This is a genomic window from Nocardiopsis sp. NPDC101807 (assembly GCF_044766605.1).
In the GTDB taxonomy this organism is placed as follows: Bacteria; Actinomycetota; Actinomycetes; order Streptosporangiales; family Streptosporangiaceae; genus Nocardiopsis; species Nocardiopsis tropica.
Genome location: NZ_JBIWMK010000002.1, coordinates 771,127 through 784,670, shown reverse-complemented (window position 1 = coordinate 784,670; position 13,544 = coordinate 771,127). Strand labels below are relative to the sequence as shown.

Genomic DNA, 13,544 nt, shown 5'->3' with positions numbered 1-13,544 from the left:
GTGGGCCGGACCCGGTCGGCGGCAGCGGTCGGCGGGACCGGCCCCGCCCCCCGGCCCGGGCGCCCACCGGCAGCCGCCGGAGCTCGGCGGGCGACCGTGCGCCCGGGACCGCGAGGGCCACGGAGTGTCGCCGATGTCGAGGGCGGTGGTGCCGCCGGGCGGGTAGGCGGACCGGGGCGACGCACCCCCGATCCGTGTTTCTATCCACCTTAGCGGATCTACTATGTTGGATAGAAATAACTGCCGGGTGAGGAAAGAGGCCGACGATGTCCGATGCCCCGAAGCAGGGAGAGCAGCCCGCGGGCCGCTCCTCCGGAGGCGGCGCCTCCTGGAAGGTGCCGCTGGCGGCGGGCGCGGCCCTGCTCCTGGTGACCGCCGCGGTCGCCGTGGTGCGGTTCTCCGAGGACCCCTCGGAGGAGACGGGCGGGGCACGGGAGGCGGGCGCGTCGGACGCCCCGTCCGGGGCCGCCGCCGACGGCCCCGGGGACACGGCCCCCGGCGGGGCCGACACGCCCATGGCCCGCAGGCAGGCCGACGACCCCACGGCCCTGGGCGACGTCGACGCACCGGTCGTCATGGTGGTCTACTCCGACTACCACTGCCCCTACTGCGGCCGATGGGTGCAGGAGACCCAGCCCGAGCTGGCGCACTACGTCGAGTCGGGCGACCTGCGCATCGAGTGGCGGGACTTCCCCGTCATCACCGACACCTCCGAGGACGTCGCCCGGGCCTCCCGCGCCGCCGCCGAGCAGGGCGCCTTCTGGGAGTTCCACGAGGCGTACTACGCCGCCGCCGAGGAACCGGGCGAGCGCGACGCCGAGCAGACCCTCGCCGAGGTCGTCGACGAACTGGGGCTGGACGCCGGACGGTTCGACGAGGACCGCGCCGCCGACGCCGCGGCCGCGCAGGTCGAACGCGACTTCTCCGAGGGGCTCTCGATCGGGGTCACCTCGACCCCGGCCTTCCTGATCAACGGCCGGGCCGTCATGGGCGCCCAGCCCCTGGAGGTGTTCGAGGCGGTCATCGACGACTCCCTGGAGGCCGCCGGCGCCGGGGACGGGGGCGGTCGGCAGTGACCGACATCGGTTTCGCCGCCGCCCTGGCGGGCGGGGTGCTCGCCCTGCTCAGCCCCTGCAGCGCGCTCCTGCTCCCCTCCTTCTTCGGCTACGCCTTCCGCGACCCGCGCCGCCTTCTCGCGCGCACGACGGTGTTCTACCTCGGACTGTGCACCACCCTCGTCCCCCTGGGGGCGGGATCCGCGCTGGTCAGCCGCCTGGTCTACGGGGAGCGGGAACTCCTGATCGCCGTCGCCGGATGGCTCGTCATCGCCTTCGGCATCGCCCAGATCGCGGGCTTCGGCTTCTCCTCCGGCCTGGCACGGCGCGTCCAGGGGCGCCTGGCCGGCAGGACCAGCGGGGTGTCGGTCTTCGCCCTGGGGGCGGTGTACGGGTTCGCGGGCTTCTGCTCCGGCCCCATCCTGGGCGCGGTGCTGACCGTCGCCGCCACCGGCGGAACCGTGCGCGGAGCCCTGCTCCTGGCGGTCTACGCCCTGGGCATGGCCGCGCCGCTGTTCCTGCTGGCGCTGCTGTGGGACCGCTACGACCTCGGCTCCCGCCGCTGGCTGCGGGGACGCGCCCTCCGCCTGGGCCCGGTCGAACTGCACACCACCGCCCTGCTGTCGGGCCTGCTGTTCATCGGGGTCGGGGCCGTGTTCCTCACCTCGCAGGGGACGGCGACCCTCTTCGGCGGAACGGGCCGCCTCGCCGAGGCGGCGCACGGCGTCCAGGAATGGGTCTTCGGGGTCGGCGGACCGGGGGCGGACACGGTCCTGCTGGCCGCGGCGGGCCTCCTGCTCCTCGGGGTCGGGCTCCGCGGCTGGTACCGCCAGCGCGGGGGCGCCGCGGGGCCGGAACCGGCACGTCCCTCCGGGGCGCCGGGGCAGGAGCCGAACCGGAACGGGGGCGCCCCCGTTCCGCCCGGCCCCGAAAGCCCCTCGGGCCCGGCGGCCCCCTAGTACCGACGGCCGCGGGAACACCGGTGGACCTACCGCCGGACTGTCGGTGGGCACCGGACGCGGAGATGCCGGTACCGTCGCCGGTTCCGGCTGCTCGACGGGTTCCTCGCGGACCGCGAGGGCGGCTCCGAGGGGTGACCGGCCCGGAGTGCGCTCGCAAGCGGGGACGGACCGCCCGCCCGCCCCCACCGCGACAATGATCCAGAGCACTGACGTCTCGTCCCGACGTCCTGGCGACCCGACGCCGGGAACGGCCCGTGCCCGCAACGCGAGGGGCATCCGCCGGCACGGCCCGGCGGCACTTCGCGCACATCGCCCCCGACCCGCCTGAGGATCCAGAGGTCCCTGCCATGAGCATCCTGACGACGCATCGCGCCCTGCTGAGCCGTCTGCTGCCCGACGACGAACCGGACGGCCTCGCGGTACGCCAGGGGCAGTTCCACACCGTGGTCATCGGCTCGGACCGCGTCGTGTGCCTGCCCCGCACCCGGGCGGCGGCCGCCCGGCTGCCCGAGCGGGCGGCCGTGCTGCACGCACTCGCCGGCCTCGACCTCGGCTTCCGCACACCCGAGCCGCTGCTCCGGGGCGGCGCCCACGGCACCGGCGAGGAGCCGTTCCTGGTGCTCGGCCGCATCCCCGGGGAACCGCTGGAGCCCGACGCGCTCGACGACGCCCGCGTGGCCGGCGCGGTGGCGGAGCAGTACGCCGTGCTGCTGTCCGGTCTGGCCCGTGCCGGCGCAGGCGAGACGGTACGGGCGGCCCTGCCCCAGGAACCGGAAGACCGGTGGCGGCGGTTCGCGGAGGACGTACGCGCGGAGCTGTTCCCGCTCATGTCCGACGGCGGGCGCCTGCGGGCCGAACGGGAACTCGCCGTTCTCGACGGCCTTCCCCACGTCGACCGGGCAGTGGTGCACGGTGACCTCGGCTCCGAGAACGTCCTGTGGGAGTGGGAGCACGGCCTGCCACGCCTCTCCGGGGTGCTCGACTGGGACGATGTCGCACTCGGCGACCAGGCCGAGGACCTCGCGGCCATCGGCGCCGGCCACGGCCGCGGCCTCCTGGAGCGGGTGCTCGCCCTGGGCCTTTGGCCGGACGACGGACTTGCCACCCGCATCGCCGCGATCCGCGGCACGTTCGCCCTGCAGCAAGCCCTCTACGCCATCCGCGACGGCGATGCGGAAGAACTGGCCGACGGACTGGCCGACTACCGCTGAGGAGCACCGGCGCATCCGCCGCACCGAGCCCCCGTCGACGGAGGCCCGGCGAGCGCAGGCGGCCACAGCACCGGACACGGGGCGGGCGCCGGTCCGTGCCCCGGCGGGCGCCGGCGCCTCAGCCCCGGGGCGTGGCCGGGCCCGCGGGAACGTTGGGGTGTGAGTGGCCCTGGTGAAGGGTGTGACCCTTCCGACAGCCAGAACGGATACACCCGGGGGTATGCTGGCGGCCATGAGGCGAAAGGATGCAGATGAAGCCTGAAATGGTCGGCGACGCCCTCACGAGGCTCAAGCGCGCCCAGGGGCAGCTCTCCGGTGTGATCTCCATGATCGAGGAGGGCGAGGACTGCGCGGCGGTCCTCCAGCAGCTGGCGGCCGTCTCCCGCGCCCTGGACCGGGCCGGGTTCAAGATCGTCGCCAGCGGCATGCGGCACTGCAACACCGCCCGTGACCGCGGCGAGGAGCCCGAGCTCACCGAGGAGGAGCTGGAGAAGCTCTTCCTCGCCCTGGCCTAGGGCTTCACGGGAGCCGTCCGCGCGTCCGGGCGCCGTCCGCGCCGGGCGCCGGACCCTGCCGCTCCTGCAGGGGCAGGTCTGTGCAGTTCGGATACTCCCCCCAGTATGCCCGGTCGGCCGAACCGTACGACACGGGGCCCCTCCTTTTTCCCCGAGCCCGAGGGACCGCTCCGCTCTCCGGATACTCCCCGGGGTATGGAGGAAGGCGCCTCCCGGCACACACGAACCGCCGACGGCCCGCACGGGCCGTCCTGGAAGACGCGGAGACAACGGAGACACATGAGCGGCAACAGCATCGACGTGCACGCCGTGCGCACCCTGGTCGAGACCGACCCCGGCACCCTGCTGGTGGACGTGCGCACCGCGGCCGAGTACGAGAGCTCCCACATCCCCGGAGCGGTCAACCTGCCCCTGCAGCGGGTGGACGACCACCTGGAGCGCATCGCCGCCGACGCCGGGCGCGGCCTCGTGCTCGTCTGCCAGTCCGGGGCCAGGGCCCGCCGGTGCCAGGACAGGCTGGCGCAGGCCGGCCTGCGGGACACGGTGGTGATGAGCGGCGGCATGAACGCCTGGGAGGCCCAGGGAGCCCCCGTCGTGCGGGGGCGGGAGCGGTGGGCGCTGGAGCGCCAGGTCCGCCTGGTCGCCGGGGGCCTCGTGCTCACCTCCGTGCTCGCCTCCCTCCTGTGGCCGCCCGCGGTGGCGGTCGCCGGGCTCATCGGCGCCGGACTCGCCTTCGCCGCGGTCACGGACACCTGCATGATGGGCGCGGCCCTGGCCCGACTGCCCTACAACCGGCCCCGCAACCACGTCGACATCGAGGACTCCCTCGAACGGATCGCCGCCCGCCGGTGACCCCTGCGGGCCGGGCGCCGCCGGAAGCGGCCCGGACCACCGCGCGGGCCCGCTTCGAGGAGCGGCCCCGAGCCCCGGTCACGGCCCGCAGCCATCGCCGCACCCGCCCCTACGGATACTCCCCGGGGTATCCGAAGGAGCGGCGGACCACCACCCACAAGGAGAAGACATGCTTCTGGAACGCGTCTACGACGACGACCTCGCCCAGGCGAGCTACCTCATCGGCTGCCAGGCACGAGGAGAGGCCGTCGTGGTCGACCCCCGCCGCGACATCGCCGAATACCTCGACCTGGCACGCAGGCACGGCATGCGGATCGTGGCCGTGACCGAGACCCACATCCACGCCGACTACCTCTCCGGCACACGCGAACTCGCCGCGGCGACGGGCGCCACGGCGTACGTCTCCGGTGAGGGCGGGGAGGACTGGCAGTACGGCTTCGAGGCCGAGCGGCTCCTGGACGGCGACACCGTCACCGTCGGCAACATCACGGTCCGGGCCCGGCACACCCCCGGGCACACCCCCGAACACCTGTCCTTCCTGATCACCGACGGGGCCTTCAGCGACCGGCCGGGCTACCTGCTCTCCGGCGACTTCGTCTTCGCCGGCGACATCGGCCGCCCCGACCTGCTCGACGAGGCCGCCGGGGGAGAGGACACGCGCTTCGAGGGCGCGCGCCACCTGTTCGCCAGCCTGCGCGACACCTTCCTGGCCCTGCCCGACCACGTCCAGGTCCTCCCCGGGCACGGGGCCGGCAGCGCATGCGGCAAGGCCCTCGGAGCGCTCCCGGCCACCACGGTCGGATACGAGCGCCTCAACGCCTGGTGGTGGCCCTACCTGCGCGACGACGACGAGAAGGGCTTCGTCGACGAACTCCTCGACGGACAGCCCGACGCCCACGCGTACTTCGCCCGGATGAAGCGCCAGAACAGGGAGGGGCCCGAGATCCTGGGCCCCCTGGCCCCGCTGCCCGAACTCGCCGCCGCCGGGGTCGGCAGCGCCCTGGAGGAGGACCGGATCGTGTTCGTCGACACCCGGCCCCACACCGAGGTGCACCGCGGCACCGTGGCCGGGGCGCTGAACATCCCCGGGCCTGCCAAGGCCGCGAGTTTCGGCGCCTGGGCCCACGACCCGGAGGCCGAGCCCCGTCCCCTGGTGCTCCTCGCCCCCGACGGCGACACCGCCGGAGAGGTGCGCGACCACCTGCTGCGGGTCGGCATCGACCGCGTCACCGGCTACACCACCGGACTGGAGGGCCTGCCGACGACCGTTCCGGCCGTCATCGCCCCCGCGCAGCTGGAGGACTACGGGGCCGCACTCGTCCTGGACGTGCGCAACAGGACCGAACACGCCGCGGGACACATCCCCGGCTCCGGGCAGCTCAGCGCGGGCCGGGTCCTGTGGCACCTCGACGAGCTGCCCGACGACGGCCCCGTCGTGACCTACTGCCAGGCGGGCGCGCGCAGCTCCGTCGCTGCCGGCGCCTTGCGCCGCGCCGGCTACGACGTCGTCGAACTCGACGGCGGCTACACGGGCTGGACCGCCTGGAAGCAGGGACGGGACACCCGGTCCTGAGCAGCCGCCGACCCGGCACGGCGACGGGGCGGGGCCCGCAGGCCCCGCCCCCTCCCACGGCGCCCGCCCGTACGGGGCGGCACGCCAGGGCGACCGGCTGTCCCGGCCGCCCCGACCGACGCGACGGGCCGTCCCCGACCCGACCGGGGGCGCACCGCCCACGCGACCGCGAACGCACAACCACGCCACGGAGAGTGACCAAGCATGGAGTTCCCACTGATCCTCGTCGTGGGCCCCGCCCTGGTGGTGGGGCTCGCGCTCGGACTGCTCGGAGGCGGCGGCTCCATCCTGATGGTCCCGCTCCTGACCTACGTCGCGGGCATGGACCCCAAGGGCGCCGTCGCCGCCTCCCTGTTCGTCGTCGGCGTGACGTCGCTGGTCGGCGCGGTCACCCACGCGCGCAGGGGCAACGTCCGGTGGCGCACCGGCCTGGTCTTCGGTGCGGCCGGCATGGCGGGCGCCTTCCTCGGCGGACTCGCGGGCGGCCACGTCCCCGCGCCCCTGCTGATGACCGCCTTCGCCCTCATGATGGTCGCCACCGCGGCGGCCATGCTCCTCGGGAGGAGGAAGCCCCCCACCGGGGACGACGAGCGGCGGCACGGGGGCCTGCCCCTGAGGCGGATCGTCCTCGACGGCCTGGCCGTGGGCGCCGTCACCGGCCTGGTCGGCGCGGGCGGCGGCTTCCTCGTGGTGCCCGCCCTGGCGCTGCTCGGCGGCCTCGCGATGCCCGCCGCCGTGGGGACCTCGCTGCTCGTGATCGCCATGAAGTCCTTCGCCGGGCTCGCCGGGTACCTGACGACGGTGAGCCCGGACTGGACGCTGGTCGCCGTGGTCACCGCCGCCGCCGTCGCGGGATCGCTCGCCGGCGCGCCACTGGCCTCCCGGGTGCCCGAAGGCGCGCTGCGCAAGGGGTTCGGCGTCTTCGTCCTGGCCGTGGGCGTCCTCGTCCTCGCCCGGGAGCTCCCCCCGCCGCTGGGCCCCGCCGTGGCGGTCGGCGCCGCCGTGCTCGCGCTCCTGGGCGTCCTCTGCCGTGTCGCGGGGGAGCACTGCCCCCTGCCGCTGCGGGCACGGGCCTGAGGAGGGCGGGCGCCGGAGCGCTCCGAGCCCCCGGACGCGGGGGCACGACCCGGCGCCGTTCGGGGAGCCCCGGCCGGGTGCGGCCCTGTCCCTATGCCCCGCGCCTGCGCCGCCGCGACGGTCGGACGAGCAGTCCGATGACCACGCCGGCGGCGACCGCCACGGCCAGTGCGGCCCACAGCGGCGACGTCAGGGAGACGACCAGGAACTGGATCTGCGCCGTGTCCCGGTTCTGTGCCACGAAGAGGACGGTGACGACGAGCAGGGCCAACGCCACCCACATGCGGGGCGGGACCGACGACAGTCCCTTGCGCGACGCTCCGTGCCCGGCGGTCCCGTCGACCGGTGGTGGAGCGTTCATCGGATCGCCTCCTGCGGTCGTGGGAAGGGGTGCTCGGCGCGGGGCCGGTGTGCTTCCTCCGGCTCCGGCTGCCGGACTCCGTGACCGGTAAGGACGGTCTTCCCCGCCCCGCCGCGTGCGAGGGCCGAGAACCGGAAAATCTTGGCCCCGATTCGACAGGCGCCGCGGGTCGGGACCGCGTGTGGGCGGGCCGTCGGGGTGTTCGTTCCACGGACGAACGGGGGTGGAGGCGATGACAGTGCAGGTCGGAGCCGGTGCGGGGTGTTCGTGTCAGAACCCCGACTTCCTCCGCGTCCCCCCGGGGACGCCCGTCCCGCAGCGGTGGGGGCGGGGGAGCGGCCGCGGCCCGGGGAGCTCCTTCCGTGTCCTGGCCGGGCGGACCCCGCCGCCGCACGCCCGGGCACCGGGGGCGGTCCCGCGTGCCCACCCGGCCCGGCACCCCCCGGTGGGCCCCGCCCCGGCCGCCGCGGGATGATGATCGCGGGGCCGGCACAACGGTCGGCGCAGTCGAGGGGAGCCCCTGCCGTGACCGGACGTCTCCTGCACGCGGGACCGGTGATCGTCGACGTCGTGATGGCGGTCGACGCCCTTCCCCGGGCCGGCGGGGGGGTGTTCGCCTCCTCCGCCCGGACCCTGGCCGGAGGCGGTTTCAACGTCATCGCCGCCGCGGCGCGCGCGGGCATGGAGGTGGTCTACGCGGGGGCGCACGGGACCGGGCCCCACGGCGACCTGGTCCGTGCCGCGCTGCGCTCGGAGGGGGTCGCGGCGGCACACGCCCCCTTTCCCGACACGGACACCGGCTTCTGCGTGGCCCTGGTGGACGGCGACGCGGAACGCACCTTCATCACCCGCTTGGGCGCCGAGACGGAGGTGTCCCTGGCCGAACTGCGCACACTCCGGCCCCGGCCGGGGGACTTCGTCTACACCGTGGGGTACTCGCTGCTGCCCGGACCGCGCGCCGACGACCTCCTCACCTGGATCGGCGGCCTCCCGGAGGGGGTGCGCCTGGTCCTGGACCCGGCGCCGGTCGTGGGCGACCTTCCACGGCGGACCCTGGACCGGGCCCTGGCCCGCGTCGACCTGCTCAGCCTCAGCGCCGTCGAGGCCGCGACCGTGACCGGGAGCACCGCCCCCGAGGAGGCAGCCGCGCTCCTCCTGCCCCGGATCCGCCCCGGCGGCGCGGTGGTCGTACGCGACTCCGCGAAGGGCTGCGCGGTGGCCGGGGCCGGGGACGCACCCCTGCGTGTGCCCGGTTTCCCCGTGCGCGCCGTGGACACCAACGGGGCGGGCGACGCCCACGTGGGCGTGTTCACCGCCGCGGTCGCCGGCGGCCTGCCCCCCGTGGAGGCCGCCCGCCGGGCCAACGCGGCCGCCGCGCTGTCCGTCACCCGCCGCGGACCGGCCACGTGTCCGACCGCGGAGGAGACGGACGCCTTCCTCGCGCGGCACGGGGACGGGGCGCTCCCGGGCCGGGGCCGGTGAGCCGGCCGGAGGCGTCACCGGTGGGAGGCGGGGGCCCTCCGACGGCCGGGCGGCCGGTCCTGGAGGGGCGGGGCCGGAGAGGCGGTGAGCGTGCGAGGGTGCTAGCTTCCCTCCCGTGACGGAGCACCAGGAGCGGACCAGGGCGGCCTACGACGGGGTCGTCGAGCTGTACGCGTCGATGTTCGCCGACCGGTTGGAGACGCAGCCGTTCTCGCGGAACATGATCGGTACCTTCGCCGAGCTGGTGCGCGGGACGGGCAACCCGCGTGCGGCCGACGTCGGGTGCGGGCCCGGGCACCTGACGGCCATGCTGCACGAGCTGGGGCTGGACGCCTTCGGGCTCGACCTCTCCCCGGCGATGGTCGACCACGCCCGGAGAGCCCGTCCGGGGCTGCGGTTCGAGGAGGCGCGGATGGAGGCCCTGCCGGTCGGGGACGGCGCGCTCGGCGGCGTGCTGGCTCACTACTCGACGATCCACACCCCGCCCGCGGAGCTGCCCGCGCTGCTCGCCGAGCAGGCGCGTGTGCTGGCGCCCCAGGGCCTGCTCCTGGCCTCGTTCTTCGCCACCGACGGACCGGAGCCGGTCCGCTTCGACCACAAGGTGGCGCCCGCCTACAGCTGGCCGGTGGACCGGTTCTCCGCGCTGCTGGCCGGGGCCGGGCTCGTCCCGTTCGCCCGGCTGGTCCACGACCCGGCCTCCGAGCGGGGCTTCCTCGACGCCCACGTGCTGGCCCGCCTGGACCGGATGGGCGGATCCGGGCAGAGCTCGCCCTGAGGACGGGCGGGGGAGCCCGCGGCCGTGCCGCGACGCAGGACCCGGACCCCTTGTCCCCGCACCCCGCAAGGGGCGGGCACGCCACCCCATCAGCGGTCTGGCCTCCCGGCCGACCGGCAGGGGCACGGTCCGACCCAGAACTCAACGGTTCCGGCGACGGAAGTGCTCACCTGCCGGCGGCTGCGGCACCGAGCCCCACCGACCCGGCACATCCCCTCAGGCGGCGTCGACGACCTCGTGCAGGCGCAGCCGCCGGTTGAACCCGCCGGCCACCCGCGCGACGACGGTGCGCGGCAGCAGGCGCGCGGGCCAGGTCATGACCCGGTTCACGGTCCGGCCCGGGTAGGACACCGCGCGCCGCCGGGCGTAGTCGTCCAGGGTGTGGGCCGCCACGGTGGCCGCCGTGTCGGCCTGCGGGCCGATCGTGGCCGAGGTGCCGTCGAAGAAGCCGGTCGCGATCGCGCCGGGGTGCGCCGCCATGACGTGGACGCCGGTGCCGCGCAGCTCCTCGGCCAGCGCCTCGGTGAAGGAGAGCACGAAGGCCTTGGTCGCGCCGTAGCTGGCCTGGTACGGCATGGGCTGGAAGGCCGCGGTGGACGAGACGTTGACGATGCCGCCGGAGCCGCGGGCGACCAGTTCCGCCCCGATCGCGTGGGTCAGCGCGAGCAGGCCGCTGACATTGAGCCCGACGGAGGCCAGCTGCGGCCCGAGCGGGCGGGTGAGGAACGGGCCCACGCTGCCCGCGCCGGCGTTGTTGAGCAGCAGGTCGACGGTCAGGCCGCGCTCGCGCAGCTCCCGCAGGATCCGCTCCGGGCCGTCCGGGGCGGCGAGGTCGCCGGTGACCACCTCGGCCACCCCGGCGCCCGGCGCCCCGGGGCCCTGTCCGCCGTGCCGTTCCCGGATCTGCGCGGCGAGCTCCCGAAGGTCCCCTTCGGAGCGGGCCAGCAGGATCACCCGTGCTCCCCGGCGCGCCAGTTCCAGGGCGTAGGCCCGCCCCAGCCCCTTGGACGCGCCCGTGACGAGCGCGGTGGTACCGCGGTAGTCGTCCCCCATGGGTCCTCCTTTGTTTCGAGTCTCGAAGCATCAAGCTAGCATGATCCTTCGATGCTCGAAGCGTTTGTAGAATGGAGGCATGACCACACCCGAACTCACCGCGGTGGTCGCCGCGACCCACGACATCTGGATGCGGACCAACGACCTGATCGGGCAGGCGCTGGCCGGGCACCAGCTGACGCCGGCGACCTTCCAGGCGCTGTGGGCCGTGGACCCGGACGAGCCGCCGCCCTCGATGAAGGTGATGGCCGAGCGCCTGTACTGCAACGCCCCGAACCTGACCTTCATCACCAACCAGCTCGCCGACAGGGGCCTGGTCGAGCGGGCCGTGGATCCCGACGACCGCCGCTCCCGCGTCCTGGTCCTGACCGACAAGGGCCGACTGGTCCGCGAAGAGCTGGTCCGGACGGCACTGGAGAAGTCCCCGCTGGCGGCGCTCTCCGACAGCGAGCTGAGGCAGCTCAGGGCCCTGCTGAGCCGCGTGGCCCGACCCGGCTGAACACGGGGCCGGGGCGCTCGCCGGCGCCGCGCCGTCCCCCCGGTCCCCGGGCGGGCGTCCCCGGCGGCACGACCCGGTCGGGCGGCCCACGGCGCGCCCGGTGGCCCCGCGGGCGCGAGACCGGACGGAACGGGCCCCTGGCGCCGCGCCTCGGTGGTCACCGCCCCCGGCTCCGGGGCCCGTCGACCTACGGCCGCCCGCCGACGGCGGTGAGCGGCGCGGGCGCGGCGGCCGGAGACGGCGTGGACGGACCGGCCGACTGCCCGGGGACGAGCGCGCCCGCGCGCCGGAACCCGCTCGGGCTGACGCCCCGGATCCGCTTGAACGCCGCGCTGAAGGCGAACGCGTCGGAGTAGCCCACGGCGCGGGCGACCTCGGCGACGGTCGCCGCCTCGCGCTCGACCAGCAGGTCCGCCGCGAGCGTCATGCGCCAGCGGGCGAGGTAGGTCAGCGGCGGTTCCCCGACCAGGTCCGCGAACCGCTTGGCCAGGGTCGAACGCGACACCCCGACCCGCACGGCCAGGGAGGAGACCGTCCAGGGCGCCGCCGGTTCGGCGTGCAGCAGGCGCAGCGCGGCGCCGACCACCGGATCGCGCTGGGCGGCGTACCAGGACGGCGGCTCGCCGCCCGGCCGGTCGAAGTAGTCGCGCACCGAGCAGACCAGCAACCAGTCCAGGAGCCGGTCCAGGACCACCTGCTGGCCCGGGGTGTCGGCGGCGACCTCGGCCGCCAGGTGCTCCATGACGGGATCGGTCCCGCCGCCGGAGGCCACGCGCAGCACGACGGGCAGCGCCTCCAGCAGCCTGCGGCTGACCTCGCCGCTCACCGGATAGGCGCCGACCACCAGGGTCGTCGCGCCCTCGCCCGGGTCGCCGCAGCTGTCGCTCCAGCCGATCCGGTGCCGGGTCCCGCCCTGCTCGGGCGTCGCGCAGTGCTCGCCGCAGTCGACCGGATCGGCCGGGGTGCCGGGCTCGTCCACGAAGGAGAAGGGCGCGGGCCCCCGGACGATGACCGTCTCCCCGGCGCGGAGCGGCTCGGGCGGGAGCCCCTCCGGCACGATCCAGCCGCCCCCGCCCAGGACGGTGCACAGCGTCAGCGGCGCCCCGTCCACGAAGCGCAGCGCCCACGGCGGGGCCAGGGTCGAACTGCCGAACAGCGAGCCCTGGGCCCGCATCCCCCGGAAGAGGTCACCGAACGCGTCCATGCCCACGAGGTTAGACGATCGCAAAGGTCCCCCGGGGTCTCACCCATGGAATCGTCCGGACGGATACCGTTGAATCGCTGTCATGAACAACGACACCACCCTCGTCCTCGGCGCCACCGGCAAGACCGGCCGACGGGTCGCCGCCCGCTTGCGGCTGCGCGGCCTCCAGGTGCGCGCCGCCTCCCGCACCAGCCCCACACCCTTCGACTGGTCCGACCCCGGCGGCTGGGACGCGGCCCTGCAGGGCGTCACCGCCGCCTACGTGGTGGCCCCGACCGTGCCAGGACCGGTGCACGAGTTCGTGGAGCGGGCCGGGGCCGCGGGCGTGCGGCGACTGGTCCTGCTCTCCGGGCGCGGCGCCGACACCTGGGGCGACTCCGATTTCGGGCTGGACATGCGCTCGGCCGAGGACGCCGTGCGCGGCTCGGCACTGGAGTGGACCGTCCTGCGGCCGTCCAACTTCGCCCAGAACTTCGACGAGGACCTCTTCCACGCCCCGCTGGTCGCCGGGGAGCTGGTGCTCCCCGCCGGAGCGGTCCCCGAACCGTTCATCGACCTGGAGGACGTCGCCGACGTGGCGGCCGCGGTGCTGGCCGAACCCGGGGCGCACGCCGGGCGCACCTACGAGCTGACGGGGCCGCGCGCGCTGACCTTCGCCGAGGCCGTCGAGCTGATCTCCCGCGCGTCCGGACTGCCCATCGCCTACAAGCAGGTCTCCCCGGCCGAGTACGCCGAGGCGCTGGTCCGCGAGGGCTGGGGCGAGGACGACGCCCACCACGTCGCCGAGATGTTCGTGCTGATGGAGCGCGGGGTCATCGCCGAGACGACGGACGGCGTCGCCGCCGTGCTGGGGCGCGGGCCCCGCACCTTCGAGGACTACGTCGTGCGGGCCGCCGCGGCGGGGGCCTGGCGGCCCTGACCCCTA

The 13,544-nt window shown here is 75.4% G+C and carries 14 protein-coding genes; 11 read left to right on the top strand and 3 right to left on the bottom strand.

Annotated features, from left to right (window positions below):
* Positions 1 to 266 precede the first annotated feature (266 nt).
* From ACIRPH_RS08635 to ACIRPH_RS08605, 7 genes are all read left to right on the top strand, one after another.
* Positions 267 to 1,076, top strand: coding sequence for a DsbA family protein (locus tag ACIRPH_RS08635; RefSeq protein WP_402911119.1), 810 nt, complete (start codon positions 267 to 269; stop codon positions 1,074 to 1,076).
* Positions 1,073 to 2,014 (top strand): cytochrome c biogenesis CcdA family protein, encoded by a 942-nt coding sequence (locus ACIRPH_RS08630; RefSeq protein WP_402911116.1) that lies wholly within the window; start codon positions 1,073 to 1,075, stop codon positions 2,012 to 2,014. Before ACIRPH_RS08635 ends, ACIRPH_RS08630 begins: the two co-directional genes overlap by 4 nt.
* Positions 2,015 to 2,364: 350 nt before the next feature.
* Complete coding sequence (vph, locus tag ACIRPH_RS08625; protein ID WP_402911113.1) at positions 2,365 to 3,228, top strand: viomycin phosphotransferase; 864 nt, start codon at positions 2,365 to 2,367, stop codon at positions 3,226 to 3,228.
* Between the two features lie 263 nt (positions 3,229 to 3,491).
* Positions 3,492 to 3,743: a metal-sensitive transcriptional regulator gene (locus tag ACIRPH_RS08620; RefSeq protein WP_267950408.1), complete on the top strand. Its 252-nt coding sequence runs from the start codon at positions 3,492 to 3,494 to the stop codon at positions 3,741 to 3,743.
* A 279-nt stretch (positions 3,744 to 4,022) separates the two neighbouring features.
* Positions 4,023 to 4,595, top strand: coding sequence for a rhodanese-like domain-containing protein (locus tag ACIRPH_RS08615; RefSeq protein WP_402911110.1), 573 nt, complete (start codon positions 4,023 to 4,025; stop codon positions 4,593 to 4,595).
* Between the two features lie 169 nt (positions 4,596 to 4,764).
* The gene (locus ACIRPH_RS08610; RefSeq protein ID WP_402911108.1) at positions 4,765 to 6,168 is read left to right on the top strand and encodes a rhodanese-like domain-containing protein; all 1,404 of its coding nucleotides are present in this window, start codon (positions 4,765 to 4,767) and stop codon (positions 6,166 to 6,168) included.
* A 204-nt stretch (positions 6,169 to 6,372) separates the two neighbouring features.
* The gene (locus ACIRPH_RS08605) at positions 6,373 to 7,245 is read left to right on the top strand and encodes a sulfite exporter TauE/SafE family protein (RefSeq protein ID WP_402911106.1); all 873 of its coding nucleotides are present in this window, start codon (positions 6,373 to 6,375) and stop codon (positions 7,243 to 7,245) included.
* Positions 7,246 to 7,336: 91 nt separating this feature from the next.
* On the opposite strand, the gene ACIRPH_RS08600 is transcribed toward ACIRPH_RS08605, so the two are convergent.
* Positions 7,337 to 7,606: a lipopolysaccharide assembly protein LapA domain-containing protein gene (locus tag ACIRPH_RS08600; RefSeq protein WP_402911104.1), complete on the bottom strand. Its 270-nt coding sequence runs from the start codon at positions 7,604 to 7,606 to the stop codon at positions 7,337 to 7,339.
* Positions 7,607 to 8,131: 525 nt separating this feature from the next.
* On the opposite strand from ACIRPH_RS08600, the gene ACIRPH_RS08595 reads away from it, so the two are divergent.
* Complete coding sequence (locus ACIRPH_RS08595; RefSeq protein WP_402911101.1) at positions 8,132 to 9,088, top strand: PfkB family carbohydrate kinase; 957 nt, start codon at positions 8,132 to 8,134, stop codon at positions 9,086 to 9,088.
* 115 nt (positions 9,089 to 9,203) lie between these two features.
* Positions 9,204 to 9,863, top strand: a complete 660-nt coding sequence (locus ACIRPH_RS08590) for a class I SAM-dependent methyltransferase (RefSeq protein ID WP_402911099.1) — start codon at positions 9,204 to 9,206, stop codon at positions 9,861 to 9,863.
* Between the two features lie 216 nt (positions 9,864 to 10,079).
* Here the strand turns inward: ACIRPH_RS08590 and ACIRPH_RS08585 are convergent, their stop codons facing one another.
* Positions 10,080 to 10,916, bottom strand: coding sequence for an SDR family NAD(P)-dependent oxidoreductase (locus ACIRPH_RS08585; protein WP_402911096.1), 837 nt, complete (start codon positions 10,914 to 10,916; stop codon positions 10,080 to 10,082).
* 79 nt (positions 10,917 to 10,995) lie between these two features.
* On the opposite strand from ACIRPH_RS08585, the gene ACIRPH_RS08580 reads away from it, so the two are divergent.
* Positions 10,996 to 11,415, top strand: coding sequence for a MarR family winged helix-turn-helix transcriptional regulator (locus ACIRPH_RS08580; RefSeq protein ID WP_402911094.1), 420 nt, complete (start codon positions 10,996 to 10,998; stop codon positions 11,413 to 11,415).
* Between the two features lie 187 nt (positions 11,416 to 11,602).
* Here the strand turns inward: ACIRPH_RS08580 and ACIRPH_RS08575 are convergent, their stop codons facing one another.
* Positions 11,603 to 12,619 (bottom strand): AraC family transcriptional regulator, encoded by a 1,017-nt coding sequence (locus tag ACIRPH_RS08575; protein ID WP_402911092.1) that lies wholly within the window; start codon positions 12,617 to 12,619, stop codon positions 11,603 to 11,605.
* Positions 12,620 to 12,701: 82 nt separating this feature from the next.
* Between ACIRPH_RS08575 and ACIRPH_RS08570 the strand changes: the two genes are divergently transcribed.
* Positions 12,702 to 13,538 (top strand): NAD(P)H-binding protein, encoded by an 837-nt coding sequence (locus ACIRPH_RS08570; protein WP_402911090.1) that lies wholly within the window; start codon positions 12,702 to 12,704, stop codon positions 13,536 to 13,538.
* The last annotated feature ends 6 nt before the right edge of the window (positions 13,539 to 13,544 follow it).

Bases quoted from the DNA above. Each gene is read 5' to 3' on its own strand.
- ACIRPH_RS08635 (WP_402911119.1), top strand. From the start codon at position 267: ATGTCCGATGCCCCGAAGCAGGGAGAGCAGCCCGCGGGCCGCTCCTCC.
- vph (WP_402911113.1), top strand. From the start codon at position 2,365: ATGAGCATCCTGACGACGCATCGCGCCCTGCTGAGCCGTCTGCTGCCC.
- ACIRPH_RS08620 (WP_267950408.1), top strand. From the start codon at position 3,492: ATGGTCGGCGACGCCCTCACGAGGCTCAAGCGCGCCCAGGGGCAGCTC.
- ACIRPH_RS08615 (WP_402911110.1), top strand. From the start codon at position 4,023: ATGAGCGGCAACAGCATCGACGTGCACGCCGTGCGCACCCTGGTCGAG.
- ACIRPH_RS08610 (WP_402911108.1), top strand. From the start codon at position 4,765: ATGCTTCTGGAACGCGTCTACGACGACGACCTCGCCCAGGCGAGCTAC.
- ACIRPH_RS08605 (WP_402911106.1), top strand. From the start codon at position 6,373: ATGGAGTTCCCACTGATCCTCGTCGTGGGCCCCGCCCTGGTGGTGGGG.
- ACIRPH_RS08600 (WP_402911104.1), bottom strand. From the start codon at position 7,606: ATGAACGCTCCACCACCGGTCGACGGGACCGCCGGGCACGGAGCGTCG.
- ACIRPH_RS08585 (WP_402911096.1), bottom strand. From the start codon at position 10,916: ATGGGGGACGACTACCGCGGTACCACCGCGCTCGTCACGGGCGCGTCC.
- ACIRPH_RS08580 (WP_402911094.1), top strand. From the start codon at position 10,996: ATGACCACACCCGAACTCACCGCGGTGGTCGCCGCGACCCACGACATC.
- ACIRPH_RS08575 (WP_402911092.1), bottom strand. From the start codon at position 12,619: ATGGACGCGTTCGGTGACCTCTTCCGGGGGATGCGGGCCCAGGGCTCG.
- ACIRPH_RS08570 (WP_402911090.1), top strand. From the start codon at position 12,702: ATGAACAACGACACCACCCTCGTCCTCGGCGCCACCGGCAAGACCGGC.